The sequence below is a fragment of the Amycolatopsis sp. MtRt-6 genome (assembly GCF_017308975.1).
GTDB lineage: Bacteria > Actinomycetota > Actinomycetes > Mycobacteriales > Pseudonocardiaceae > Amycolatopsis.
Map to the genome: position 1 here is coordinate 1 of NZ_JADWPD010000012.1, position 24,491 is coordinate 24,491.

At 72.8% G+C, this 24,491-nt stretch carries 24 protein-coding genes and 1 pseudogene; 17 read left to right on the forward strand and 8 right to left on the reverse strand.

What is annotated here, in order from left to right:
• The 8 genes and pseudogenes from I4Q55_RS21065 to I4Q55_RS21100 form a co-directional block, all read left to right on the forward strand.
• A pseudogene (locus I4Q55_RS21065) lies at nt 1-2,684 on the forward strand (hypothetical protein); the annotation flags it as partial.
• Nucleotides 2,685-2,687: 3 nt separating this feature from the next.
• Nucleotides 2,688-3,452, forward strand: a complete 765-nt coding sequence (locus tag I4Q55_RS21070) for a hypothetical protein (protein ID WP_206789945.1) — start codon at nt 2,688-2,690, stop codon at nt 3,450-3,452.
• Nucleotides 3,453-3,491: 39 nt separating this feature from the next.
• On the forward strand, nt 3,492-3,812 hold the full coding sequence (locus I4Q55_RS21075) for a helix-turn-helix transcriptional regulator (protein WP_091317901.1): 321 nt from the start codon (nt 3,492-3,494) through the stop codon (nt 3,810-3,812).
• Nucleotides 3,794-4,447 carry a cation transporter gene (locus I4Q55_RS21080; protein ID WP_206789947.1) on the forward strand — a complete coding sequence of 218 codons (654 nt, stop codon included), beginning with the start codon at nt 3,794-3,796 and terminating at the stop codon, nt 4,445-4,447. Before I4Q55_RS21075 ends, I4Q55_RS21080 begins: the two co-directional genes overlap by 19 nt.
• A gap of 41 nt (nt 4,448-4,488) precedes the next feature.
• Entirely contained in the window at nt 4,489-5,208 is a 720-nt protein-coding gene (locus tag I4Q55_RS21085; protein WP_206789949.1) for an ArsR family transcriptional regulator, read from the forward strand.
• Nucleotides 5,205-6,389 (forward strand): chromate efflux transporter, encoded by a 1,185-nt coding sequence (gene chrA / locus I4Q55_RS21090; RefSeq protein ID WP_206789951.1) that lies wholly within the window; start codon nt 5,205-5,207, stop codon nt 6,387-6,389. Before I4Q55_RS21085 ends, chrA begins: the two co-directional genes overlap by 4 nt.
• A 35-nt stretch (nt 6,390-6,424) precedes the next feature.
• Nucleotides 6,425-7,975 carry an HD domain-containing phosphohydrolase gene (locus I4Q55_RS21095; RefSeq protein ID WP_307793273.1) on the forward strand — a complete coding sequence of 517 codons (1,551 nt, stop codon included), beginning with the start codon at nt 6,425-6,427 and terminating at the stop codon, nt 7,973-7,975.
• A gap of 76 nt (nt 7,976-8,051) precedes the next feature.
• Entirely contained in the window at nt 8,052-8,417 is a 366-nt protein-coding gene (locus I4Q55_RS21100; protein ID WP_206789952.1) for a DsrE family protein, read from the forward strand.
• Between the two features lie 45 nt (nt 8,418-8,462).
• Here the strand turns inward: I4Q55_RS21100 and I4Q55_RS21105 are convergent, their stop codons facing one another.
• From I4Q55_RS21105 to I4Q55_RS21120, 4 genes are all read right to left on the reverse strand, one after another.
• Entirely contained in the window at nt 8,463-8,804 is a 342-nt protein-coding gene (locus I4Q55_RS21105) for a hypothetical protein (protein WP_206789953.1), read from the reverse strand.
• Entirely contained in the window at nt 8,801-9,079 is a 279-nt protein-coding gene (locus tag I4Q55_RS21110) for a hypothetical protein (RefSeq protein WP_206789954.1), read from the reverse strand. Before I4Q55_RS21110 ends, I4Q55_RS21105 begins: the two co-directional genes overlap by 4 nt.
• 225 nt (nt 9,080-9,304) lie before the next feature.
• On the reverse strand, nt 9,305-10,588 hold the full coding sequence (gene eno, locus I4Q55_RS21115) for a phosphopyruvate hydratase (protein WP_206789955.1): 1,284 nt from the start codon (nt 10,586-10,588) through the stop codon (nt 9,305-9,307).
• Between the two features lie 75 nt (nt 10,589-10,663).
• Nucleotides 10,664-11,767, reverse strand: coding sequence for a HAMP domain-containing sensor histidine kinase (locus tag I4Q55_RS21120; protein WP_206789956.1), 1,104 nt, complete (start codon nt 11,765-11,767; stop codon nt 10,664-10,666).
• Nucleotides 11,768-11,820: 53 nt separating this feature from the next.
• Here I4Q55_RS21120 and I4Q55_RS21125 point away from each other — a divergent pair, with 53 nt between their 5' ends.
• From I4Q55_RS21125 to I4Q55_RS21155, 7 genes are all read left to right on the forward strand, one after another.
• On the forward strand, nt 11,821-12,726 hold the full coding sequence (locus I4Q55_RS21125) for an aminoglycoside phosphotransferase family protein (protein WP_206789957.1): 906 nt from the start codon (nt 11,821-11,823) through the stop codon (nt 12,724-12,726).
• 182 nt (nt 12,727-12,908) lie between these two features.
• Nucleotides 12,909-14,429, forward strand: coding sequence for a cellulase family glycosylhydrolase (locus I4Q55_RS21130; protein WP_206789958.1), 1,521 nt, complete (start codon nt 12,909-12,911; stop codon nt 14,427-14,429).
• A 185-nt stretch (nt 14,430-14,614) separates the two neighbouring features.
• Nucleotides 14,615-15,442: a serine hydrolase gene (locus tag I4Q55_RS21135; protein ID WP_206789959.1), complete on the forward strand. Its 828-nt coding sequence runs from the start codon at nt 14,615-14,617 to the stop codon at nt 15,440-15,442.
• 196 nt (nt 15,443-15,638) lie between these two features.
• Nucleotides 15,639-16,787, forward strand: coding sequence for a Cys-Gln thioester bond-forming surface protein (locus I4Q55_RS21140; protein WP_206789960.1), 1,149 nt, complete (start codon nt 15,639-15,641; stop codon nt 16,785-16,787).
• Between the two features lie 195 nt (nt 16,788-16,982).
• A complete protein-coding gene (locus tag I4Q55_RS21145) occupies nt 16,983-17,810 on the forward strand; it encodes an AraC family transcriptional regulator (protein ID WP_206790223.1) in 828 nt (275 codons plus the stop codon).
• 80 nt (nt 17,811-17,890) lie between these two features.
• Complete coding sequence (locus tag I4Q55_RS21150; RefSeq protein WP_206789962.1) at nt 17,891-18,712, forward strand: carbohydrate-binding protein; 822 nt, start codon at nt 17,891-17,893, stop codon at nt 18,710-18,712.
• A 96-nt stretch (nt 18,713-18,808) separates the two neighbouring features.
• A complete protein-coding gene (locus tag I4Q55_RS21155; protein WP_206789964.1) occupies nt 18,809-19,555 on the forward strand; it encodes a thioesterase II family protein in 747 nt (248 codons plus the stop codon).
• Nucleotides 19,556-19,592: 37 nt separating this feature from the next.
• On the opposite strand, the gene I4Q55_RS21160 is transcribed toward I4Q55_RS21155, so the two are convergent.
• The gene (locus I4Q55_RS21160) at nt 19,593-20,609 is read right to left on the reverse strand and encodes a glycoside hydrolase family 19 protein (protein WP_206790224.1); all 1,017 of its coding nucleotides are present in this window, start codon (nt 20,607-20,609) and stop codon (nt 19,593-19,595) included.
• A 295-nt stretch (nt 20,610-20,904) separates the two neighbouring features.
• Nucleotides 20,905-21,153 carry a hypothetical protein gene (locus I4Q55_RS21165; RefSeq protein ID WP_003080179.1) on the reverse strand — a complete coding sequence of 83 codons (249 nt, stop codon included), beginning with the start codon at nt 21,151-21,153 and terminating at the stop codon, nt 20,905-20,907.
• Nucleotides 21,154-21,466: 313 nt separating this feature from the next.
• On the opposite strand from I4Q55_RS21165, the gene I4Q55_RS21170 reads away from it, so the two are divergent.
• Nucleotides 21,467-21,643: a zf-HC2 domain-containing protein gene (locus I4Q55_RS21170; RefSeq protein WP_206789967.1), complete on the forward strand. Its 177-nt coding sequence runs from the start codon at nt 21,467-21,469 to the stop codon at nt 21,641-21,643.
• Nucleotides 21,644-21,694: 51 nt separating this feature from the next.
• Here I4Q55_RS21170 and I4Q55_RS21175 read toward each other — a convergent pair whose 3' ends face one another.
• Nucleotides 21,695-22,642, reverse strand: coding sequence for an Lrp/AsnC family transcriptional regulator (locus I4Q55_RS21175; protein ID WP_206789969.1), 948 nt, complete (start codon nt 22,640-22,642; stop codon nt 21,695-21,697).
• 107 nt (nt 22,643-22,749) lie between these two features.
• Here I4Q55_RS21175 and I4Q55_RS21180 point away from each other — a divergent pair, with 107 nt between their 5' ends.
• Nucleotides 22,750-24,066, forward strand: a complete 1,317-nt coding sequence (locus I4Q55_RS21180; RefSeq protein WP_206789971.1) for an MFS transporter — start codon at nt 22,750-22,752, stop codon at nt 24,064-24,066.
• On the opposite strand, the gene I4Q55_RS21185 is transcribed toward I4Q55_RS21180, so the two are convergent.
• The gene (locus tag I4Q55_RS21185) at nt 24,044-24,451 is read right to left on the reverse strand and encodes a hypothetical protein (protein WP_206789973.1); all 408 of its coding nucleotides are present in this window, start codon (nt 24,449-24,451) and stop codon (nt 24,044-24,046) included. The two genes, I4Q55_RS21180 and I4Q55_RS21185, sit on opposite strands and share 23 nt — an antisense overlap.
• Between the last annotated feature and the right edge of the window lie 40 nt (nt 24,452-24,491).

Sequence of the window (24,491 nt, forward strand, 5' to 3'; positions counted from 1 at the left end):
CCGCGAAGCAGGCCGCCGACCAGGCGCACGCGGCGGCCGCGGCCGCCGCGACCCAGGCCGCGCAGGCCGCCGCCGCGGCGGCACGGGCCCGCCAGGACCGGGCGACCGCCGAACGCGCGCAGCAGACCGCCCAGGTCGCCGCCGCCGACGCGCACACCCAGCGCGGGATCGCGGAAGCCGAGCGGGCCAAGGCCGGCGCGGCCAGGACCGAGGCCGAGACCCAGCGCGCCAAGGCACGGCAAGCCGATGCCGACGCGCAGGCCCAGGCCCAGACGGCGGCCGCCAGGCGGGCCGACGCCGAAGCGGCCGCCGGCACCGCGGCGCAGAAGCGCCAGGCCGCGGAAAACGCCGAGTCCCGGGCGACGCTGGCGCGCAACAACGCGGTGGCCGCGGCCTACGCGCGGGATGCCGCGCAGTCCCGCGCGGCCGCGTGCGAGGCCTGGGCCGCGGCAGCCGAAGGCACCGATGCCGCGCAGGGCGCGCGGACCGCCGCCACCCAGGCCAGGTCGGCCGCCGACCAGGCCGCCGGTGCGGCGACGAGCGCGCAGGCGGCCGCGGACCAGGCGGGTGCGGCCGCGGTGGCGGCGCGGGCCGCGGCCACGGAGGCCGACGGGGCAGCGTCACGGGCCGAGGCGGCCGCGGACTCCGCCACGTCGTCGGCCACCACCAGCCGGGCCGCCATGATGGCCGCGCACGCCGCGGCGGCCGACGCGATCGTGGCCGCGGACCAGGCCGCGCGCAACGTCGAGGCGGCCAAGGCCGAGGCCGCGAAGGCCGACGCCGCGTCGGCGCAGGCCAAGGCCGACGCCGCCACCGCGCGCGCCGAAGCCGACCAGGCCAAGGCGGACGCGGCCACGACGGCCGGGCACGCCTTCGCCGCGGCCGAGGCGGCCACCGCCGCGCGGGACTCCGCCGCGGCGACCGCGACGGCGGCCAACGCGTCGATCCGCCTGGGCAGGCCGTTCCAGCTGACCGACTCCTCCGCCGGCATGGCGGTGCTGGTCGGCCAGACCGCGGAAACCCTTGCCCAGCAACAAGCCAACGCGGCCAAGGCACGCTCGGACGAAGCCGCCCGCGCGGCCCGTGCCGCCGCCGACGCCGCCCTGCGCGCCGACGTGTCGGCCAAGGCTGCGGCGCAGTCCGCGGCCACCGCCGCCGCCGACTCCGAATCGGCGCAGCGGTCGGTCGCGGCCGCGCAGGCGTCCGCCGCCGCCGCTGCCGAGGACGCCCAGGCGACGCAACGGGCCGCCGACGCCACCAAGGCGATCGACCAGCAGGCCCAGGACGACGCCTTCCTGGCGGGCGTGGCCGCGCGGGACGCCCGTGCCGACGCGGACGCGGCGGCGAGCGCCGCGACGGAGGCCGAAAAGGACGCGGTCTCGGCCCGCAAGGCCGCCGACGCCGCCGCGGCCGACGCCGACGCCGCGAAGAACGCCGCGGACCGGGCCGAGCGGGACGCGGCCGCCGCCGAGGCGGCCGCGGCCAACGCCCGGAACCTCGCGCAGGAAGCCGAAGACGCGGCCAAGCGCGCCGAGCAGGAGCAGCGCAACCGGGACGAGACCGCCGCGCTCGGCGAGGCCGGTCCGGGCGGGATCGACGGTGTCAACGTCCGGGTCGACCTCAGCGGGCTGTCCCGGACGTCCTACGAGCAGCTCGACCAGTGCGCGATGGACCTGAGCGATCCGAACGCGTCGTGTGACGTGCGGATGCGGGTGCACTTCTCCGGGGTCGTCTTCTACTGGGCGGTCACCTGCAAGCTGCCCGGCGTCGCGGTGCGGGACTGCGCGGGGAACGTCGACGAGGACCAGATCGATCGCCGGGAGATCGCCGACTTCCCGGTCGAGCGCACCATCCACATCACCCGTGCGGACGTCGCCCGGTACCTGTTCACCAGCGCCAAGGAGTTCATCGAGAACTTCATCCCCAACCTGGTGTTCCAGATCCTGTCCGACATGCGGGACTGCGGCAACCTCAAGGTGTCCGGCTGCCTGTGGACGGCGTCGCTGTTCATCGGGGGCGAGGAACTCCGGGCGGCCGCGCAGACCATCCGCGAACTCCGGATGGCGATCGCCGCCGGCCGGGACGTCAAGCCCGCCCTCGCCGCCCTCCAGTCGGCCCACCTCGCCCCCGAGGTGAAGGCGGTGCTGACGGAGGAAGCGGAAATCCTGGCGGCGGCTTCCGGCTGCGTGGTGGGCGGCGCCGTCCCCAACGGGGCCCGGGTGTCGGCCTTCGCCGCCGCCCCCAGCGATCGTGACTGCGCCAGGGCGCTGAAGCAGGCGCTGCGGACAAGCGAGCAGGCGAAGGCCGGGGTCATGAAATACGCCACGGGTAAGACGGGAAGGGACGGCAGGGGCTATCACGGCCGAATTCCCCCTGAAGTCGAGATCGAAATCCTGGCCAATCCGGACGCGATCTACCTGTCGACGGGCCGAGAAGGGTTTTTCCTGTTCAGGAAGGGCGGCGACCTCGTCGTCACGACCGGCATCGGGTCCGACCGCGGACGGGTGTTCACCAGTTACGGGCCGTCCGGGCCGCAAGGCAAGAGCGGGAAAGAGATCTTCGGTGGGAAGGAGTCGGACCCCGGTCCGGCGATCACCCATGACATGCTGGTGAAGGGCCAGGTCCGCGACACCAATGGCGGGTTCCTGCCTGTCGCCATAACGTTGTGGGAAAAAGGGAAGTGACCGGTGCTGTACCTCGCCGAGGGCGCTAGGGCCGAAGTGGTTCCCGGCAGCCGGCTGCGCGAGCCGGTCAGGCTGGCCCTGGACGGGCTCGTCGTCTCCGCCTGGGCGGGCGAAGGCCCAGGCGGATACGAGAACTACCTGATGCGGACGCACGGCAATGCGTGGGGGCTGTGGACCGAGGGGGACGAGTTCCGCTTCGACACCGCGACCGGGCTCCTGGAAAGCTTGTCGATGCGGCTGCCCGAGGACAACCTCGCCGACCCCGGCGTCCTCGCTCCGTGGCTGGCGGTGACGCCCGTGGCGGGTCTGCCACGCCGCGCGGACAAGAAGGCGTTCGGCACCGACGTGGCCGCCGTCCGGTGGTGTGCCGAGGACGGCAGCGTGCTCGCGGGTCTGTACGGCTCGGCCGCGGGGCCGGTGGCCGAGCCCCTGCGGCTTCGGGTGACCGGCGAGTTCGACCTGTTGTTCGCCGGCGGCCGGCTGGCCGGCTGGTTGCTCGAAAACCCGGAGCGGCACCTCGTCGGCCCGGCGGACGAGACGCTCGACGCCCACCCGCCCGATCCCGAATTCGCCGTGCTGCTCAAGCAGTACTTCGACCTCATCGACCACCCGCACATGGCGGAGCTGTTCGAGGAGGAGGCCCCCGAGGGACGGCAGCTGCTGGCAAGCCTGCGGGAGCGCATCGCCCTCGACCGCGGTGCCGTCCACCGCCGGTCGGTGCTGGTGGAGAAGATCAAGGATCTCGATACCCAGTGGTACTGCGCCTGATCGCCGAAACGGTTCAGTTGGTGCTGTACTATTCCCTGCATGCTGACCTGTGAGACCCGCGAATCGGCCCTCGCCCGGCTGGGGCGCGCGCTGGCGGATCCGACGCGCTGCCGCATCCTGGTGGCGCTGCTGGACGGCGTCCAGTACCCCGCCCGGCTCGCCGAGCAGCTCGGCCTGACGCGGTCGAACGTGTCGAACCACCTGTCCTGCCTGCGAGGCTGCGGCCTGGTCGTCGCGACCTACGAAGGCCGTCAGGTGCGGTACGCGCTGGCCGATCCGCACCTCGCCCGCGCCCTCGGCGAGCTCGTGCAGGTCGTCCTGGCCGTCGAGCCCCGCGAGGAATGCGAGGTGCCGCGGTGACCTGCGCGGACGGCTGCTGCGCGGCTCCCGCCGAGGTCGAGCCGCGACGGCGTGCGGTGCTCACGCGCCGGGTGCGGTGGCTGGTCGCCGCCACCATCACCTACAACGTCGTCGAAGCCGTCATCGCCATCTCCGCGGGCACGGTCGCGGATTCCACCGCGCTGATCGGCTTCGGGCTCGACTCGGTGATCGAGGTCGCGTCCGCGGCGGCCGTGGCGTGGCAGTTCTCCGGGAAGGACCCCGAAGCGCGCGAGCGGACGGCGCTGAAGGTCATCGCGGTGTCGTTCTTCGCCTTGGCCGCCTACGTGACGGTCGAGTCGGTCCGCGCGCTGTTCGGTGGCGCGCCGGCCGAAGAATCCACCATTGGGATCGTGCTGGCCGCCGTGTCCCTGCTGGTGATGCCACTGCTGTCCCACCTCCAGCGGCGGACCGGGCGCGAACTCGGCTCGGCGAGCGCGGTCGCCGACTCGAAGCAGACGCTGCTGTGCACCTACCTGTCCGGCGTGCTGCTGGCCGGGCTGCTGCTCAACGCCTGGTTCGGCTGGTCGTGGGCCGACCCGGTGGTCGCGCTGGTCATCGCGGCCGTGGCGGTCAAGGAGGGGCGCGAAGCCTGGTGGGGCGAGCACTGCTGCTGACACGTAGGTACATCAAGGTGAGTTGATGTATCGTTCGGCGCGTGCCCGACTCCGACGCCTCCGCCCCGCCGCCGTTCGTGCGGCTGGCCAGTGACCCGCTGCGCTGGCGGCTGATGTGCGAGCTCGCGCGCAGCGACCGCCGGGTGCGGGAGCTGGTCGACGCGGTCGGCCAGCCGCAGAACCTGGTCTCCTACCACCTGCGGAAGCTGCGGACCGCCGAGCTGGTCACCGCCCGGCGCAGCAGCTTCGACGGCCGTGACACCTACTACCACCTCGATCTGCGGCGCTGCGCCGACGCGCTGGCCGAGGCCGGCACCGCGCTGCACCCCGCGCTCGGAACCGGTGGTGCCGAACGGAAACCGGGCCGGCCGCGCGTGTTGTTCCTCTGCACCGGGAACAGCGGCCGGTCCCCGATGGCCGCGGCCCTGCTGCGGCACCGCACCGGCGCGGAGGCGGCCAGCGCGGGCAGTCACCCGAAGCCGCTGAACCCGCACGCCGTGCGCGCGCTGGCCGAGTACGGCATCACCCTCACGCACGAGCCGACGCACCTGGATTCCGTGCGGCAGCGCCGGTTCGAGTGGGTGATCAGCCTGTGCGACCGGGTGCGCGAGGTCGCGCCGGAGTTCCCCGGCCATCCCCGGGTGGTGCACTGGAGCATCCCGGACCCGGCACGGGACCCCGACGGCTTCCCGGCGTTCCGGCGCGTGGCCGCGGAGCTGGACACGCGGATCGGCTTCCTGGCGACGGACGCCGTCCGATGACGGCGGACCCCGAGCCGTCGCTGTCCACAAAGGACAACCGGCCCGGCCTGGGTACCGTGCTCCGGGAGTGGGGCCGGATCGGGTGCATCGGCTTCGGCGGCCCGCCCACGCACATCGCCCTCCTGCGCGTGTTGTGCGTCGAGAAGCGCAAGTGGTTGTCGGAGCAGGAGTTCGAGGACGCGATCGCCGCCTGCAACCTGCTGCCCGGGCCGGCGTCGACGCAGCTGGCGATCTTCGCCGCCTGGCGCGTCCGCGGCCGGGCCGGCGCGCTGGCCGGCGGCGCGGCGTTCATCGTGCCCGGCCTGGTCGTCATCCTCGCGCTGGCCGCGCTGTTCCTGGCCGGGTCCCCGCCGACGTGGGTGCGTGGCGCGGGAGCCGGCGCGGGGGCCGCGGTGGCGGCCGTCGCGGTGCACGCCGGAGTCGGGCTCGTCCCGGCGGGCTGGCGGCGCGCGGCCACGACGAGCCGGGTCCGCTGGGTGCTGTACGTCGTCGCCGGCGCCGTCGCGGCGGCCACGGTCGGGCCGTGGCTGGTGCTCGTGCTGCTCGGCTGCGGCGCCGTCGAGCTCACCGTGCACCGGGGTGGCCGGGGCCCGGCGCTGCTGGCCGTGCCGGTCAAGTCGCTGGCCGCCGGGGTCGCGGGTGCCGGGGTGTTCCTGTCGATCGCGTGGGTGGCGCTGAAGGTCGGCGCGCTGTCCTACGGCGGCGGGTTCGTGATCATCCCGCTGATGCGGACCGACGCCGTCGACACCTACCACTGGATGTCCGCCGGGCAGTTCCTCAACGCGGTCGCGCTCGGGCAGATCACCCCGGGGCCGGTGGTGCAGACCGTCGCGGTCGTGGGCTACGCCGCCGCCGGGCTCGCCGGGGGTGTCCTCGCTTCGCTGGTGGCGTTCACACCGTCGTTCGCCTTCATCCTGTTCGGGGCGCGCCATTTCGACCGCTTGCGCGGCAACCCGAACGTCCGGGCCTTCCTCGACGGCGCCGGCCCGGCGGCGGTCGGCGCGATCTTCGGCTCGGCCGTCCCGCTGGCCCTCGCCCTCACCCAGCTCTGGCAATACCTCGTGCTGGCCGGCGCCGCCGTGGTGCTGCTGGCCCTGCGGCGGGGCGTGGTGACGACGCTGCTCGCCGCGGCGGCCGTGGGCACGGTGCTCGCGCTGCTCGGGGTCGCCGTCCCGAGCTGACCGGCGCCGCCGCCGATCGGGGCTACGCTGCGCGGGTGGAGCTCGCCGATCGGGATGCCGGGATCGGCCTGGCCGAGCTGCTGGCGGCGTTCTCGCTGGCCACGGACCTCGGGCTGGGCCAGCCGATGGAGCACGTCCTCCGGTCGTGGCGCATCGCCGACCGGCTCGCTGTCCACACCGGTCTGCCCGCGGAGCAGCGGCAGGCGTTGTTCCCCGTCTCGATGCTCGCCTGGGTCGGCTGCGTCGCGGACTCCCCGGAGGTGGCCGCGACGTTCGGCGACGACATCGCCTTCCGCGCGGACAGCTACGACGTCGACCTCGCGGGACTGGCCGGGTTCGGGTTCTTCCTGAGCCACGCCGGCCGCGGCGGGCCGGCCTGGCACCGGCTGCGGGTGGTGACCACGATCCTGCGCAGCGGCGGCCACCGCATCGTGCGGGGCATGCAGTCGCACTGCCTGACGACGTCGGTGCTGGCCGAGCGGCTCGGGCTCGGCCCGGACGTGGTGACGGCGCTGCGGCAGTTCTTCACCCGCTGGGACGGGCGCGGGGTGCCGGCGGGCGTGGGCGGCGCGGACATCGCGCCGGTCGTCCGGCTGCTGCACCTGGCCGACGTCGTCGAGGTCCGGCACCGGCTCGGCGGGATCGACGGCGCGCTCGAGGTCGCGCGCGCCCGGCGTGGCCGTCAGTTCGCCCCCGACGTCGTCGACGCGTTCCTCGCGCACGCCCCCGACGTGCTGGCCGCCGCCGGCGACGAACACCGCGACCGGCTCGCCGCCGATCGGCGCCCGTTGACGGAGGGTGAGCTCGACACGGCACTGGAAGCGCTGGCCGACTTCACCGACCTGCGCTGCAGCTCGCGGGCCGGGCACTCCCGCGGGGTCGCCGAGCTGGCCGGCGCGGCGGCCCGGAAGCTGGGGCTGCCCGCCGCCGACGTCGTCACCACCCGGCGCGCGGGCCTGCTGCACGACGTCGGGCTGCACGGGGTGCCGACGCCCGTCCTCGACCGGCCCGGGCCGCTGTCGGCGACCGACTGGGAACGCGTGCGGCTCAGCTCGTACTACACCGAGCGCGTCCTCGCCCGGCCCGCGGCGCTGGCCCGGCCAGGCGCGATCGCGGCGCTGGCGCACGAACGCATGGACGGCAGCGGCTACCACCGCGGCCTGGCGGGCGCGGGCCTGCCGATGACCGGCCGCGTGCTGGCCGCGGCGTGCGCGTACCGGGCGATGCTGGAGCCGCGGGCACACCGGGCGGCACTGACGGACAAGCAGGCCGCCGCGGCGGTGCGCGCCGAAGTCCGGGCGGGCAGGTTCGACGGCGACGCGGCGGAGGCCGTGCTCGCCGCCGCGGGCAACGGCGGCCGGCGCCGGGTGTCGGGCCCGGCCGGGCTGACCCCGCGCGAGGTCGAGGTGCTGATCCTGATCTCGCGCGGCGCGCAGACCGGCGAAGTCGCCGAGCGGCTGGGGGTCTCGCGCCGGACCGCCGGCACGCACATCGAGCGGATCTACACGAAGACCGGGGCGTCGTCGCGCGCGACCGCGACGCTGTTCGCGCTGCGCAACGGCCTGCTCGACCCGCTCGATCTGTAGATCTGTCGGGCGAACACCCGACGACACGGGCGTCGTCCGCTCCTAACGTCCAGGTTTCCGACGAAGGGAGCGGATCATGTCGAACAAAGCCGTCATCAGCCTGTCGACGGGCCTCGAGGACGCGGAGAAGGTGACCGTCGCGTTCCTGGTCGCGGTGGGTGCCGCCGAGACCGGGCGCGAAACGCTGATGTTCCTGACCAAGGAGGCCGTCCGGCTCTCGCTGCCCGGCACCGCGGTGGGGGCCGCGTGTGACGGCTGCCCGCCGCTGGCGGACCTGTTCAAGCGCTACGAGGCGGCCGGTGGGCGCTACTACGTCTGCCCGATCTGCTTCAACGCCAAGCACCTCGACGACGGCGAGCTGATCCCGGGCGCGGAGCTGAACGGCACGATCCCGCTGTGGAAGTGGATCGGCGACGAGCCCGCGACGACGTTCAGCTACTGACGGTCACCGGACGCGGCGGCTGCCCGGCGCGCACCGAGCAGCTGGTCAGCCGGCGAACCGCTTCGCCAGGTCCCGGAGCCGGTCCACCGCCGCGGCGATCTGCTCCGCGGACACGGCCCCGCCCGGCAGCGGACCCCGGCCCAGGCGCTCGAACTGCTCGGCGAACCGCGTGTACTCCCGGTGCGCGTGCTCCCGGCAGGCGAGGCAGGTGACGCTTTCCGGCCGGGGCGACGTCATCGCGAACGGCACCTGGCGGCCGCAGCCGGTGGTGACGACGCTCGGGGCGTCCGTCGTGCGGCCCAGCATCGACGAGATCAGGTTGCGGACCTCCGGGCCCGCTTCCAGCACCTTCCGCTCGACGTGGATGTGCGGGCCGGGCTCGCTCATCCGGCCGGGACCTCGGTGGCCCAGCGGTGTGCGGTCGCGCAGACCTCCGCTTCGGTGCCGCGCACGTGCTCGACCACCTCGCCGCCGGACCACAGCATCAGGGCCACCGCGCCGGGGCGGATCGGGGTCAGGCCGATGAGCCGGCGGTGCCCGTTGTGCTCGACGACCCGCTCGGCCGTGAGCCACTGGCCGGTCGTCCCGGTGCGGGTGACCGTCCACGCCGGATCGGCGGCCAGCTCCGCCACCGACCGCGGTACCTGCTGTTCGCCGGGCATGGACACCGCTACCCCCGTCCGATGGTCGTGAAGGTGAATCCCAGGTTAACAACGTCCGGGCCCGGACGCGGGGAACGCCTTGCCGGAAACGGGCCGCCGAGCGCCCCAGCCGTGGTGTACCCGGTTCGGCGAGGGCGGCGGGGCCGCGGGCGGGCGACCTCCTCGGCGGCCCGCCACCCGCACCGCCGGCCCGGAGCCGCCGGACGCGCCTCCGGGCCGCGGTGGTCAGCGGCGGCCGCTGATCGTGCTCGCGCCCGCGTAACGGGCCTCGGCGCCGAGCTCCTCCTCGATGCGGATGAGCTGGTTGTACTTCGCCGTGCGGTCGGCGCGGGACAGCGAACCGGTCTTGATCTGGCCGCAGTTGGTGGCCACCGCGAGGTCGGCGATCGTCGTGTCCTCGGTTTCGCCGGAGCGGTGCGACATCACCACGGAGTAACCCGCCTTGTGCGCGGTTTCCACGGTGGTCAGCGTCTCGGTGAGCGTCCCGATCTGGTTGACCTTGACCAGGATCGAGTTCCCGATGCCGCGCTCGATGCCGTCGTTCAGCAGGTTCACGTTGGTGCAGAAGACGTCGTCGCCGACGAGCTGGACGCGCTCGCCGATCGTGTCGGTCAGCTGCTTCCAGCCGGTGAAGTCGTCCTGGGCGACACCGTCCTCAATGGACACGATGGGGTAGCGGGCAGTGAGGTCGGCCAGGTAGGCGACGTGCTCCTCGACGCTGCGCTTGCGGCCTTCGCCCGTGTAGTCGTAGACCTCGCCGGTGTAGAACTCCGACGCGGCCGGGTCGAGCAGCAGCGCGACGTCTTCGCCGGGCGTGTAGCCGGACTGCTCGATGGCGCGCAGCACGAACTCCAGCGCCTCGTCGGCCGAGCTGAGGTTCGGCGCGAAGCCGCCTTCGTCGCCGACGTTGGTGCTGTGGCCGGCGTCGTGGAGGGACTTGCGCAGCGTGTGGAACACCTCGGAGCCCATCCGCACCGCCTCGGCGAACGTCGTCGCCCCGACCGGGCCGATCATGAACTCCTGGAAGTCGATCGGGTTGTCCGCGTGCGCGCCGCCGTTGATGATGTTCATCATCGGCATCGGCAGCAGGTGCGCGAACACGCCGCCGGCGTAGCGGTACAGCGGCAGCCCGTTGGCGGCCGCGGCCGCCTTGACCACGGCGAGGGACACGCCCAGGGTGGCGTTCGCGCCGAGCCGGGCCTTGTTCGCGGTGCCGTCCAGCTCGATCAGCGCGCGGTCGACCGCCGCCTGCGCTTCGGCGTCCATGCCCACGATCGCCTCGGCGATCTCGGTGTTGACCGCGTCGACGGCCTTGCGCACGCCCTTGCCGTGGAACCGCGCCTTGTCGCCGTCGCGCAGCTCGACCGCTTCCTTCGTGCCGGTGGACGCGCCCGAGGGCACCGCGGCCCGGCCGAGCGAGCCGTCCGCCAGCACGACGTCGACCTCGACGGTCGGGTTGCCCCGGCTGTCCAGCACTTCGCGGCCCTTGACTCCGGCGATGGCAGTCATTGCACTCCTCGATGAGTTCGTCGAGCGGGAGCGGCGCCACGCTGAGCCGCGAGACGTTGGCGAGGCTAGCAGAACTTACTGAATCGATCCCGAACTTTTTCCGGCCGCTCCTGGGAGACGGACGGTGGCGACGAGGCCGCCGCCGGTACGGGGTGCCAGTTCCAGCATCCCGTCGTGGGCCCGGACGATGCTGTGCACGATCGCCAGCCCGAGGCCGACGCCGTCGTGCCCCTCGGTGCGCGTGCGCCCGGTCCCGCGTTCGAAGGGCTCGGTCAGGGTCGGCACCAGCTCCGGCGGCAGCGGCCGCCCGGTGTTCTCGACGCGCAGCACGCTCGCGTAGCGCCGTCGTTCGGTGTGGACCGTGACCGTGCCGCCCGCCGGGAGGTTGTGCACGATCGCGTTCTGGACGAGGTTCTCGGCCATGCGCAGCAGCAGCGCCGCGGAGCCGGTCGTGTGAGCGGGCCCGCCGGTGACGGCGAGCGTGACCCCGCGCCGTTCGGCCGGTGACAGCAGCGTTTCGGCGGCTTCTTCGGCGATGAGGGACAGGTCGACGGGCTCGCGGGTGAACTGCCGCCGGTCGCTGCGGCCGAGCAGCAGGAGGGCCTCGGTGAGGTCGATCGCCCGCGTGTTCACCGTGCGGAGGCGGTCGATGAGCGCGTCCCGCGGGTAGGTCGGGTCCTGGCCGGCGACGTCGAGGATGGCCTGCGAAATGGCCAGCGGGGTGCGCAGCTCGTGCGACGCGTTGGCGGCGAACCGCTGCTGCTCGCCGACCTGCGATTCGAGGCGGGCGAGCATCGTGTCGAAGACGTCGGCGAGCTCGCGGAACTCGTCGGCGGGGCCGGCCAGCCGGACGCGGTGCGCCAGCGACCCGTGCGCGGCCAGCCGGGCGGCGTCCGCGATCCGGGTCAGCGGGGCGAGCATCCGGCCGGCCAGGAGCCAGCCGCCGAGGACGCCGAACACGAGGAGGAAGCCGAGCGCGGTCGCCGCGGCGGGCGCGAAGGTGCGCACGAGGAGGAACCGGTTGGGGGCGATCCCGAGCAGGCCCTGGTCGTTGTCGGGCACGTACCGCAGCAGGTACCCCCGGACCACGGCGAGCATGACGACGCCGGCGAGCACGAGGAAACCGGCGTAGCTGATGGTCAGCTTCAGCCGCGCGCTGAGCCCGGGGCGTCTGTCCACGGGCCGGAGCGTAAACAGCGTGACATATCGCGGGCATATGCGAGGATGGCGCCTTGACCAGCACACCCGATCTCGGTCCCGTTCCCCGCCGCATCGATGTCGACGCCGAGCAGGCACGCCGGCTGATCGGCGAACAGTTCCCGCAGTGGGCCGATCTTCCGGTCCGGCCGGTGGCCCACGGCGGCTGGGACAACTTCACGTTCCACGTCGGCGACGGAATGGTGGCGCGGCTGCCCAGCGCGGCCGAATACGCGCTGGCCGTCGAGAAGGAGCACCGGTGGCTTCCGGTGCTGGCGCCGGCGCTGCCGCTGCCCGTCCCGGTTCCGCTGGCGAAAGGGAATCCCGCGGCGGACTACCCGTTCTCGTGGTCGGTGTATCCGTGGCTCGACGGCGAAACCGCGCGCCAGGGCCGGATTTCCGACCCCGTTCGCTTCGCCCTCGACCTGGCCGGGTTCCTGGCTGCCCTGCAGGACGTCGACGCCGCGGACGGGCCCCGGCCGGGCAAGCACAACTGGTTCCGGGGTGCCACCCTGCGCACCTACGAAGGCTCGGCCGAGCGGGCGCTGACGGCGCTGGACGGCGAGATCGACGTCGATCTCGCCCGCGAAATCTGGCAGACCGCGCTGGCCGCGCGCTGGGACGGCCGGGAGGTCTGGTTCCACGGTGACGTGGCCCCGGGCAACCTCCTGCTGGCCGGCGGCGAGCTGGCCGCCGTGATCGACTTCGGGACCTGCGGTGTCGGCGACCCGTCCTGTGACACGGCCATCGCGTGGACGCTGCTGACCGCCGAGGGCCGCCGGGCGTTCCGGTCGCGCCTGCGCGTCGACGAGGGCACCTGGGCGCGCGGCCGCGGCTGGGCGCTGTGGAAGACGCTCGTCGCCTGCACGCGGACCGGCGCGGAAGCCGCGGAAGGACATCGGGTACTCGGCGAGATCTTCGCCGAGTACCCGACCGCTTGAGGCCGCGGCCGGCCGGGGGAAACGGCTGCGTTCGATGGGGGAACCCGCCGGACGCTGTTCGCTTGAATCGAGCGCGTTGCCGACGTTGGTGATTGACAACCCGGGGACCGGGCAGCGAACGTGTGGACGGCGGCTGGGAACGCTCCCAGAAGCTTCACCCGAGTGTGCACAAGGGAGTGCCGATGTGGGGAAGAGGCGGAAAACGTCCTGCCGTACCGGCGGTCGCGGGGCTCGCGGCCGCCGTCGCGGTCGTCGTCACCTCGACGACGGCCGTGTCGGCGCCTTATGAGACCAGTGCGGCGTTCGCCTGCCGCGTCACCTACTCGGCCAACGACTGGGGAAGCGGTTTCGGCGTCACCGTCGGCATCGCCAACGCCGGCGCCGTGGCGGTCGACGGCTGGACGCTGACCTACTCCTACGCCGGGAACCAGACCCTCCAGAACGGCTGGATGGGCACGTGGTCGCAGTCCGGCAAGCGGATCACCGTGACCAACGCGAGCTGGAACGGCACCATCCCGGCCGGCGGTTCCGTCAGCGCCGGTGCGAACTTCTCCTACAGCGGCACCAACACCGCGCCCACCGACTTCGCGGTCAACGGCGCCGCGTGCACCGGAACGCCGCCGCCCACGGAAACGACCCCGATCACCAAACCGACGACCACGACCAGCACGCCACCGCCGCCCGGGCCGGCCCCCGCGTTGCACGTCTCGGGCAACAAGCTGCTCACCGCCGACGGCAAGCCCCACCGGCTGCTCGGGGTCAACCGCGCCAGCGGCGAGTTCGCCTGCGTGCAGGGCAAGGGCATGTGGGACAGCGGCCCGGTCGACCAGGCGTCGGTCGACGCGATGAAGGCGTGGAACATCCACGCCGTGCGGATCCCGCTGAACGAGGACTGCTGGCTCGGCCTGTCCGGCTCACCCAGTGGCGCTCCCTACCAGCAGGCGGTCAAGGACTACGCGAAACTGCTGGTGGCCAACGGGATCAACCCGATCCTCGACCTGCACTGGACACACGGCCAGTACACCGGGACCAGCTCGGCCTGCGCCGACGTCAACGCGACCTGCCAGAAACCGATGCCCGGCCGGCAGTACACGCCGACGTTCTGGAGCCAGGTGGCCACCGCGTTCAAGGGTGACAACGCCGTGGTGTTCGACTTGTTCAACGAGCCCTACCCGGACGCGGCCGCCAACTGGTCCGACGCGGCCGCCGCGTGGCGGTGCCTGCGCGACGGCGGCACGTGCACGGGCATCGGCTATCCCGTGGCGGGCATGCAGGAACTCGTCGACGCCGTCCGCGCGACCGGCGCGGAGAACGTGGTCATGACCGGCGGCCTGACGTGGACCAACGACCTCACCCAGTGGCTGGCGTACAAGCCGGTGGACCCGGCGGGCAACCTGGTGGCGTCCTGGCACTCGTACAACTTCAACGCGTGCGTCACGGTGTCCTGCTGGGACAGCCAGATCGGGGCGGTCGCCGCGCAGGTTCCGGTGCAGGCCGGGGAAATCGGGCAGAACAGCTGCGCCCACGACTACATCGACCAGGTCATGGCCTGGCTGGACGCGCACAACCTCGGGTACACCGCCTGGACGTGGAACCCGTGGGGCTGCAGTGGCGGCAACGTGCTGATCGAGGACTACAACGGCACGCCGACCAAGACCTACGGCGAGGGCTACCGGGCCCACCTCCTGACGGTCAATCCATAAGCTCGCCCAAGCGCCCCAATGTGGCCTTGGTTGCGTCCAACGCACCGAAGGCCACATTGGGTGCGTTGAGCGCACCGAAGGCCACATTGGGGCGCTCGGCGCCGGCGGTGCTCGCCTCGCCCGCCCGCGCTGTCCGTGCGAGTCTTCAGGGCGCAAGCACCCGCTCCGGCACCCGGGGGACCTCCATGGGCAAGCTCCTGCTGACCGCGCTGCTGGTGGCCTTCGCGCTGGCGCCGTCGCCGGGGCCCGCCGACCGGAACGGCCGGCACGATCCGCCCGTGAGCGACCCCTTCGGCCCCGATCTGCGGGCGCGCATCGCCCGGGCGCAGGCCTACGCCGACAGCCGGCCCGGCGTGACCGGCATCGTCCTCCGGGACCGCTCGACCGGTGCCGTCTACCGCAGTCCGGCCGCCGGCACGCTGATCTGGGCCTGCTCGACGCCGAAGCTCGCCATGGCCGTCGATCTGCTGCTGCGCGAAGACGCCCACGCCGGCACGCTGACCGCCGAAGACCGCGACCTCATCCACCGGATGCTCCATTCGAGTGATGACGATGCCGCCCACACGTTGTGGACCCGTTATGGCGGCGAAGCCGAATTCGGCAGGCGGTTCCCGGCCTACGGAATGACCGACATGCGGTTCAGCGACCGCCACCCCCACCACTGGGGCTGGATCCGCACCACGGCCAACGACCTGGACCGGCTGATCGAGTACGTCCTGGCCGGCCGGCACCGCGATTACCTCGTCCGGGAACTGCGGACCGTGGACCCCAACCAGCAGTGGGGTGTCTGGGGTGCCGGGGCGGCCGCCCAACCCGGTAACAAGAACGGCTGGTCGGATGACAACGACGACGGTTCGTGGATCATCAACTCCGTCGGTTTCGCGGGCCCGGACGAGCGGTACACCCTGGCCCTGATGAACGACACTCGAGTCGTCTCCGGCGGCGACGCGGCCGGCCGGGAGACCACCACGAAGATCGCCGAAATCCTGTTCGGCGGGTATTTCGGCGCCTGAAAGATGTGCCCCATTCAGGGGTTTTCCGAGTGGAATCGTGTTTATGGGGGCACCGTGAGTAGCCCCTGTGAGGTCTGTGTATGCTCCGGTATCGCTTGACCGGGTGATCAACTCACCCGAATCAGTGGCCGCCGTGGTCGGGGATTGTGATCCCACGGGGCCCTACCGGCGTGGTTCGGGCTCGGATAGGAGATTTATGCAGGTCAGGTCAGCTCTGGTGCGTGGCGGGATCGCGGTGCTCGCCGCGGCCGCCGCGGTCATGGTCGGCGCCCCCGCCGCCCTCGCGGACGACGGCGCCGCGCGCGGCCGCGTCATCGAAGAGGCAGGCACGGTCGGCTACCGGATCAACCTCGAAGGTGGCGACGACTACATCACCAAGCTGTTCGGCTTCAAGCTGTCGGACGGCAAGTCGCTCAAGCTCTACTGCGTGCAGATCACCGTCGGCATGCGCACCGACGTCGACATGGTCGAGCGGCCCTGGAACCAGTACCCGGCCGCCAACTCGCCGTTCAGCAAGAACAGCGACAAGCTCAACTGGGTGCTGCACCACGGCTACCCGGGCGTCAAGCTCGCCGACGTGGAAGCCGCTCTCGCCAAGCAGGGCGTCAAGGTCAACGGTGGCATTTCCGAGCGCGAGGCGATCGCCGCGACGCAGGCCGCGGTGTGGCACTTCAGCGACGGCGTGAACCTCGACCTCAAGAAGCCGCTGGCCGAGGCCAACCCGGCCGAGGACAACGCCGACGTCGCCGCGCTGTACAGCTACCTGGTCGGCGACCAGAACAAGGGCATCGGCGCGCAGCCGAAGCCGACGCTGAACATCGCGGGACCGAAGACCGACGGCAAGGCCGGCACGAAGATCGGCCCGTTCGACGTCGCCACCTCGGGTGACATCACGTCGCTGACCACCGACCTGCCCGAGGGCGTCAAGGTCACTGACAAGGACGGCAAGGAGCTGAAGACCGCCGACGTCAAGGACGGCAGCAAGCTGTTCGTCGACGTCCCGGCCGGCACCAAGCCGGGCAACGGCTCGTTCTCCCTGAAGGTCACCGGCGAGCTGGAAACCGGCCGTCTGTTCGTCGCGGACAACTACGCGAAGAAGCCGGCGCAGTCGCTGATCGTCGCCGACTCGGAGAAGACCCAGGTCGCCGCGAAGGCGTCCGCCAGCTGGACCGAGGCCGGTGCCCCGGCCACCACCGCGCCGAGCACGCCCGGTGGTGCCCCCTCCGGTGGCGGCGACCTCGCCAACACCGGTGTCGACGCCGCGGTTCCGTTCGCCATCGGCGGGCTGCTGCTCGGCGGCGGCGCGCTGATGCTGCTGGTGAACCGCCGCCGCAGCCGCGCGTAATCCAGTACCACCGAACGGGGCCGGTCCACTGTGGACCGGCCCCGTTTTTTGTGTCCGGCACCCGACGATCGGATTGCGATCATCGGGGCAAAAACGGCGAACCGCCCGCGAACCGATCTAGAATTCCGGGCCATGCGCGGTACGACCGTTCCGCCCGGGACGCCCTGCCGGCCCTCGCGACCGGGGGAGCTGCCGCTGCACCGCCTCGAGGTGCCCGCGCCGCCCGCACCACCGTTCGCCGTCGGCACGTTCGACGCGATCGGGCCGCTGTCCCGCGCGGATTTCCCGCACCGGCACACGTTCTACGAGCTCGTCCACGTCACCGGCGGCACCGGCGCGCACGTCGTCGACGCCGCGCGCTGGCCGCTGCGGCCGCCGCACCTCGGCGTCATCGCGCCGGGCCAGGTGCACCAGTGGGCCGGCGTCCGCGGCCTCACCGGGCACGTCGTGCTGTTCACCGACGACTTCCTCCTCGACCACCCGGCCGACCGCGAGCTCCTGCGGCGGCTGGGCGAACGGCCGTGGCTGCACCTGGACGAGCACGCCGACGCGGGAGTCACGCGGCTGATCGCCGACCTGGAGGACGAGCACCGCCGCGGTGGCGAGGGCACCGAGTCGGTGCTGCGGGCGCTGGTGCACGTCCTGGTGGTGCGCGCGGGACGGCTGCTGGGCACGCCGGCACCGGCGCCCGCGGGCGCGGTGGCGGCGGAGTTCGTCCGGCTCGCCGGCCGCCCCGAACCGGGCCTGTGGTCGGTGCGCGCGCACGCCGAGCGCCTCGGCGTCACGCCCGGCCACCTCACCGAAGCGGTGAAGGCGGCGACCGGCCGCACGGCCGCGCAGCTGTTGCGGGAGGCGCGGATCCGGGAGGCGCAACGGTTCCTGCTCCGGACGGATCTGACGGTCCGGCAGGTGGCGAGCCGGGTGGGGTTCGCCGATCCCGCCTACTTCTGCCGGTTCTTCCGCCGCGAGACCGGGCTGAGCCCGGGCGGATTCCGGCGCGGCGGGGAGAAGCACCACGACTGACTGGTCCAGTCCATCGCCGTCCGCCCGGTGCGCTGCCTACGTTCGAGGTGATCCCCGACCGCACCCCACCAGGAGCAGGCATGGACGAAGAGAACAAGCTCAGCCGCAAAACCGTGCTGAAGGCCGCGCTCGCCGCGGGCGTCGCCGCGCCGGTCGCGCTGATCGGCGGCCCCGCTCTCGCCCGCACCAGCGCCGCCGGCGGTGCGGCGCCGGAGCTGACCCCGGCGTGCCACGACGACGACGATCCGACGATCGCGCAGACCGAGGGGCCGTACTTCAAGCCGAACTCGCCCGAACGGACCAGCCTCGTCACCCCGGGGACGCCGGGTACCCGGCTGACCGTGACCGGGTACGTCTTCGGCCGCGCGTGCCTGCCGATCGGCCGCGCGCTGCTCGACTTCTGGCAGGCGGACGTCAACGGCGCCTACGACAACACCGGCTACACCTTCCGCGGGCACCAGTACACCAACGCCCAGGGCGCGTTCACGCTGTCCACGATCGTGCCGGGCCTCTACCCGGGCCGGACCCGGCACATCCACGTGAAGGTGCAGGCACCCGGCCGGCCGGTGCTGACCACGCAGCTCTACTTCCCCGGCGAGCCGCGCAACAACACCGACACGATCTTCGACGCGCGGCTGCTGATGACCGTGCGGGACAACGGCTCCGCGAAGGAAGCCGCGTTCGACTTCGTGCTCGACGTCCCGCAGACCCCGACGTCGACGCGGCCGACGTCCACATCAACATCCACCCCGCCCGGGGGCACCTCCTGGGCCGTGGGCACCGCGTACGCGGCGGGCACGCGGGTCACCTACGGCGGCCGTGGGTACGTCTGCCTGCAGCCGCACACCGCCCAGCCGGGCTGGGAACCGCCGGCCGTCCCGGCGCTCTGGCGGGCGGAGTGACGGTTCCGGCGGGCCTCGCTCCGGGGCCCGCCGGGCCCCCGTCCTGCGCACGTTAGGGGGTCGACGGCGGCCCAACGGCCTGCCAGATTGGGGGCCATGACGATTTCGCTCGACGCTTCGCAGTGGGTCCGGCGCTTCCACCCGGCGCCGGCCGCGGCGACGCGGCTCGTGTGCTTCCCACACGCCGGGGGCTCGGCGAGCTACTTCCACCCCGTGTCGGCGGCGCTGGCGCCCGCGGTGGAGGTGCTGGCCGTGCAGTACCCGGGCCGCCAGGACCGGCACACCGAAGCCCCCGTGGACGACCTGTTCGTGCTCGCCGACCGGCTGGCGGACGTGCTCGCCCCCGAGATCACCGGGCCGGTGGCGTTCTTCGGCCACAGCATGGGCGCCAGCCTGGCGTTCGAGGTCGCCCGGCGGCTCGACGCGCGGGGCACGCGGCTGCATTCGCTGTTCGTCTCCGGGCGCCGGGCGCCCTCGGCGTTCCGCGACGAGCGGATCCACGAAAAGGGCGACGAAGCGCTGCTGGCCGAGGTCAAGCGGCTCGGCGGCACCGACACGGCGGTGCTGGACGACGTGGACATCCGCAACCTGGTGATGCCGGCGCTGCGCAGCGACTACAAGGCCGCGGAGCTGTACCACTACCGGCCGGGCCCGGACGTCGGCTGCCCGATCGTGGCGCTGATCGGCGACAGCGACCCGAAGGTCACCGAGGCCGAGGCGCGCCCGTGGGCGGAGCGGACGTCGGCGGGGTTCGAGCTGAAGACGTACCCGGGCGGCCACTTCTACCTCAACGACCACGCCGCGGCGGTCATCAGGCTGATCGCGGACCGGCTGGCCGGCTGAACGGGCGGGCGGGGCGCCGGCCCCGCCCGCCCCCGGCTCAGCAGTACAGGTTGGCGCCGGGGTCGACGCCGAGGACCGCCGTGATCTGGCGGTACTTCGAAACGCGGCTCTCGACCTGGGCGGGGTTGCCGCCGTTGCATTCGATGGAGCCGTTGATGCTGCGGATGGTCTCGCCGAAGCCGCGCTGGTTCACCATCGCGTTGTGCGGCGTCATGGTGCCGGGGCCGCTTTGGGTGTTCCAGTACCAGAGCCCGGTCTTCCACGCGACGGCCGAGTTCTGCTCCACCTGCCACGGGTTGCCGAGCAGGTCGATGCCGAGCGCGTCGCCGGCGGCCTTGTAGTTGAAGTTCCAGCTGAGCTGGATCGGGCCGCGGCCGTAGTAGGCGGCCTGGCCGGCGGGGCAGCCGTAGGGCTGGTTCCAGTCGCAGTAGTGCGGGTAGTTCGCGGTGTTCTGCTCGACGATGTGGACCAGGCCGCCGGTCTCGTGGTTGACGTTGGCGAGGAAGGCCGCGGCTTCCTGCTTCTTCACCGTGTCGCTACCGGTGTTCGCGAAACCGGGGTACGCCGAGAGCGCCGCGGTGAGGCCGCTGTAGGTGTAGAAGGAGTTCCGGCCGGGGAAGATCTGGTTGAACTGCGCTTCGCTCACCACGAACGCGCCCGGGTTGCCGGGGTCGGTGCCGCCGCCGCAGCTGTAGGGCTCCCAGTACCAGGTGCTGATGACGGGGTCGTAGCCCGGGTTGGCGTTCTTGGCGCGGTAGTAGCCGCCGTTGGTGTAGCGGACGATCGCGCCGACGTCGTACCACTGGCCCGCCACCCAGTTCGGGTGGCTGCAGGTGGTGCCACCCCCGCCGTCACAGCTGTAAGGCTCCCAGTACCAGGTGCTGATGACCGGGTCGTAGCCCGGATTCGCGTTCTTGGCCCGGTAGTAGCCGCCGTTGGTGTAGCGCACGACCGCGCCGACGTCGTACCACTGGCCCGCGACCCAGTTCGGCGCACTGCACGCGGCGGCGGCCGCCTGGGCGGCGTGCCCGGTGACGGCGGGCACGCCGAACACGAGCCCGGCAACGGCGGCGACAGCGGACAGGACCGCGACAAGACGTCTTCTCAAGACTCGCTCACTCCTTCGGCCACGACAGAACCCGGGCGCGCAGGCGCCCGGCGTCGAAGGTGGGTGTGCTCATCCGGCCGAGACGAACGTGACACCGGTCACTAGAGCAGATTGGTCTAGTCCAGTCAAGATTGCCGGGGGGCGCGGGCAAGGGTTGTGCGCGAACGTCCCTGTCCGCGGGCGCCCCGGCGTGCCGCGGGCGGGCGACGCGGCACCGGGAGCCGCGTGCCCGCCCGGCACGTCACCGCGCTTGCGGGATCCGCACCTGCGCGGCCGGCGCGAGGTGCAGGATGCGCTGCAGCCTGGCCCGGCCCAGCCGGTGGAGCATCTCCCCGAGCTCCTCCGGCGCGATGCTCCCTTCGAGGTCGATCCGCGTCGTCCGGACGACGCGGTCGATCTCCGAGGCGGGGAGCCGCCCCGCGAACTCCCCGGCCAGCCACACCCCGACCTCGTCCACGACGTCGTCCGCCCGGTGGCTCCGTACGGTCATCGCTCTCCTCGTTTCGGATCGCCTTCTTGCCCAGGTCGAGCCCGGGAAATCCCGGTCCGACGCCAGTCCGACGGGTGAGCCCGGGGGCCATGACGCGGAATCGGCGAAGTTGGTGGCACAAAAGCTTTCCGTGTTCGGACGGGTGAAATCCGTGACCACGGCTGTCACTCACATGGGCTGTTCGCCTTCCGAAGTTGTCGGCCGTTCGGGTAGAAATCCGCGGAACTTCGCCGGTGGCGCGTCCGTCTCAGGACTCTGGAGGCATCGGGTAGTGCGGGCGTTCCTCGCGGGACGCGGAACGGAGACGCGATCCATGGGCCGGTACGACCGGACCGACCTCGGGGCGTACAGCCTGGGGTTGCTCGACGCCGCCGAGACGGCACGGGTGGAGCGGCACCTTTCGGCGTGTCCGGACTGCCGTCAGGAGGTCCGGGAGTTCGAGGCTGTCCGGGGCATGCTCGACCACCTGGTCCGGGTGAAGTCCACTTAGGACACGGCGGGCGCGGTCGGCTCGGCCTGACCTGCGGGGACGGTGTGGCCCTCAGCGCGAGGCGGCAGCTTTCACCGTGCGCAGCACCGGCGCCGTCTCCAGCGTCCGGATCGCGTCCAGCGCCCCCAGTCGCTGGGTCAGGTACCGGTGCAGCGCGGCCGCGTCCGGGCACAGGGCCTGCGCCACCAGGTTCGCCGGCCCGGTCGTCGCGGCCACCAGGGCCAGCTCCGGGTGGGTGGCCAGCGTCCGGGCCACCCGGTCCAGCCGGGCCGGCGCCACCGCCATCCACAGCAGTGCCTGCGTGGTCGCGCCGAACAGCTCCGGGTCGATCTCCAGGTCGAAGAACACCGTTCCGCCCGCCTGGAGGTCGGCCAGCCGGCGCGCGACCGTCGCCGGCGACCAGCCCGTGGCCGCTGCCAGCTCGGCCAGGCCAGCGCGGCCGTCGCGCTGCAGCGCGGTCAGCAACGCCGAGTCGTCGCTGGTCAGCGGCTTGCCCGGGCCCGAACGAACCGGCGTGAGCGCCGCGATCTGGGCCGCGTCCAGCGCGTTCGCCCGGCCGCGCCACCCCGTCGGGCCGCCGAAGTAGCGGTGCAGCAGCTGGTGCGCCGAGACCGCCGTGATGCTCGCCGTGCGCGGGATGTCGCGCAGCAGCAACGCGTGGTCGCTCGCCGCCGGGGTGTGGACGTTCACGCAGATCTCCGTGCCGCCCGACGTCAGCTTGATCCACGCCGTGTCCGCCCGGCGGGCCAGCGCCTGCGCGAGGTCCTGCGCCGTGTGCGGTGTCGCCGTCAGGCGGACCATCCACTCCGCCTGCCCCGCCCGCTGCGGATCCGGCAGGCCCACGACGCGAAGCCCCGCCTCCTCCCGAAGCCGGCGGTAGCGGCGCGCCACCGTCTGGGTCGAGACGCCGAGGACGTCGCCGATCTTCGTGAACGGGGCCCGGCCGTCGAGGTGCAGCGCGTGGACCACCGCGCGGTCGACGGCGTCCAGGGTGGTCATACCCCTCATTGAACACCAGGGGATGGAAGAAATCTGCCAAGCGGCGGAGATATCTGGAACGAAAAGCGATCATCGATGCAGGGTGGGCGCGAACGAAAGGAGACCCCGTGCCCACCCAGACGCGTTACCGGCGGCGCTGGGCCGCACTCGCCGTGCTGCTCGTCGCCGAGGCCATGAACCTGCTCGACGCCACCATCGTGCAGGTCGCCGGCCCGGCCATCCACGCCGAGCTGCCCGGCCCGGCCGCCGACATCCCCTGGTTCAGCGCGGCCTACACGCTGCCCTTCGCCGCCTTCCTCATCACCGGCGGCCGGCTCGGCGACATCCTCGGCCGGGCCAAGGTGTTCAAGCTCGGCGTGGCCGGCTTCGTGCTCGCGTCGCTCGCCTGCGCGGCCGCCCCGCACGCCGGGCTGCTGATCGGCGCCCGGGCCGTCCAGGGCGCGGCGGCCGCGCTGATCATCCCGCAGACCATCGGCCTCATCCGCGCCCTCTTCGACGGCGACGAGCTCGCGAAGGCCCTGGGCGGCATCGGGCCGGTGATGGGCCTGTCCGCCGTCACCGGGCCGCTGCTCGGTGGGCTGCTGACGCAGGCGATCTCGTGGCGGGCGGCGTTCCTCGTGAACGTCCCGCTCGGGCTCGCGGTGTTGCTCGCGGCGCGGCTGCTGCGGGAAGACCGGGCGGCCACCCGGCCCCGGCTCGACCTCGCCGGCACCGCGCTCGTCGTCGCCGGCGCCGGGCTGCTCGTCTACCCGCTGATCGACCCGGCGGGGACGGACTGGGGCCTGCTCGCCGCCGGGGCGGTGCTGCTGGCCGGCTTCGGCTTCCAGCAGCGCCGGGCGGCCGCGCCGCTGGTCGAGCCGAGCCTGTTCGCCAACCGCGGCTTCCCGGCCGCGCTCGCCGGGTCGCTGCTGTTCTTCGCGGTGATGACCGGCCTGATGCAGGTCGTCCCGATGCAGCTGCAGCTCGGCCTCGGCGCCGACGTCCGCACCGCGGGCCTGACGCTGCTGCCGCTCTCGGCCGGGCTCGCGGTGTCGTCGTACGTCGCCGGCACCCGGCTGGTGCCGAAGTTCGGCTCCCGCGTGATGTTCGCCGGGCTGGCCCTCCTGCTCACGGGGGTCCTCGCCGCCCTCACGGCGGGGGCGGGTGCGTATCCGTGGGCGCTGGCGCTGTGCGGGCTCGGGATGGGGACGTTCACGGTGCCGTTCTTCACCGCGGCCCTGCACCGCGTCCGCCCGCACGAGACAGGCTCGGCGGCCGGACTGCTCAACGCGGTGCAGCAGCTCGGCGGCACCCTCGGTGTGGCCCTGCTCGGCGGGCTCTACCTCGGCACGGGCACGGTGACGGCGGCGCTCGGCCTGGGTGCGGCGCTGGTCGTGGCCGCCGCCGTGGCGGTGGTGCCGCTCAGTAATCGTCGCGGCCGGTGAACTGCTGCTCCAGCAGCTCGGCCGCGCCGGCGACCAGCTCCAGCGGATCGGTGAACTCGTTGATGTCGAGGTGGACCAGCGGCAGCGAGTGGCGGAGGACGAGGTGCTCGCCCATCACCGCGAGGCCGCCGACCACGATCGCGTCGCCGACCTCGGTCAGCACCTCGAGCAGGTCGACCTGCTCGTGCCGGGCGAACGGCGTGGCGATCTGGACCCAGTCTTCGCGCTGGTCGAGGATCTCGTGGGCGATCACCACGATCTGCGCGCGCTGTTCGGTGTCGGGGTCGTCGCCGAACACGAGCCGGATGCGGATTTCGTCGGGTTCGTCGCGCACCACCCGGTACGACTCCCTGATGTACGCGACCAGATCGCCCCACTCCGCCACGGTCTCTCCGTTCTCGTGCCTGTCCGGGCGCTCAGCGTAG

Excerpts from the sequence above, each read along its gene's own strand:
- I4Q55_RS21075 (WP_091317901.1), top strand. The coding sequence starts at position 3,492 with ATGCTGACCTGTGAGACCCGCGAATCGGCCCTCGCCCGGCTGGGGCGC.
- I4Q55_RS21080 (WP_206789947.1), top strand. The coding sequence starts at position 3,794 with ATGCGAGGTGCCGCGGTGACCTGCGCGGACGGCTGCTGCGCGGCTCCC.
- chrA (WP_206789951.1), top strand. The coding sequence starts at position 5,205 with ATGACGGCGGACCCCGAGCCGTCGCTGTCCACAAAGGACAACCGGCCC.
- I4Q55_RS21100 (WP_206789952.1), top strand. The coding sequence starts at position 8,052 with ATGTCGAACAAAGCCGTCATCAGCCTGTCGACGGGCCTCGAGGACGCG.
- I4Q55_RS21105 (WP_206789953.1), bottom strand. The coding sequence starts at position 8,804 with ATGAGCGAGCCCGGCCCGCACATCCACGTCGAGCGGAAGGTGCTGGAA.
- I4Q55_RS21110 (WP_206789954.1), bottom strand. The coding sequence starts at position 9,079 with ATGCCCGGCGAACAGCAGGTACCGCGGTCGGTGGCGGAGCTGGCCGCC.
- eno (WP_206789955.1), bottom strand. The coding sequence starts at position 10,588 with ATGACTGCCATCGCCGGAGTCAAGGGCCGCGAAGTGCTGGACAGCCGG.
- I4Q55_RS21130 (WP_206789958.1), top strand. The coding sequence starts at position 12,909 with ATGTGGGGAAGAGGCGGAAAACGTCCTGCCGTACCGGCGGTCGCGGGG.
- I4Q55_RS21135 (WP_206789959.1), top strand. The coding sequence starts at position 14,615 with ATGGGCAAGCTCCTGCTGACCGCGCTGCTGGTGGCCTTCGCGCTGGCG.
- I4Q55_RS21140 (WP_206789960.1), top strand. The coding sequence starts at position 15,639 with ATGCAGGTCAGGTCAGCTCTGGTGCGTGGCGGGATCGCGGTGCTCGCC.
- I4Q55_RS21150 (WP_206789962.1), top strand. The coding sequence starts at position 17,891 with ATGGACGAAGAGAACAAGCTCAGCCGCAAAACCGTGCTGAAGGCCGCG.
- I4Q55_RS21155 (WP_206789964.1), top strand. The coding sequence starts at position 18,809 with ATGACGATTTCGCTCGACGCTTCGCAGTGGGTCCGGCGCTTCCACCCG.
- I4Q55_RS21165 (WP_003080179.1), bottom strand. The coding sequence starts at position 21,153 with ATGACCGTACGGAGCCACCGGGCGGACGACGTCGTGGACGAGGTCGGG.
- I4Q55_RS21170 (WP_206789967.1), top strand. The coding sequence starts at position 21,467 with ATGGGCCGGTACGACCGGACCGACCTCGGGGCGTACAGCCTGGGGTTG.
- I4Q55_RS21175 (WP_206789969.1), bottom strand. The coding sequence starts at position 22,642 with ATGACCACCCTGGACGCCGTCGACCGCGCGGTGGTCCACGCGCTGCAC.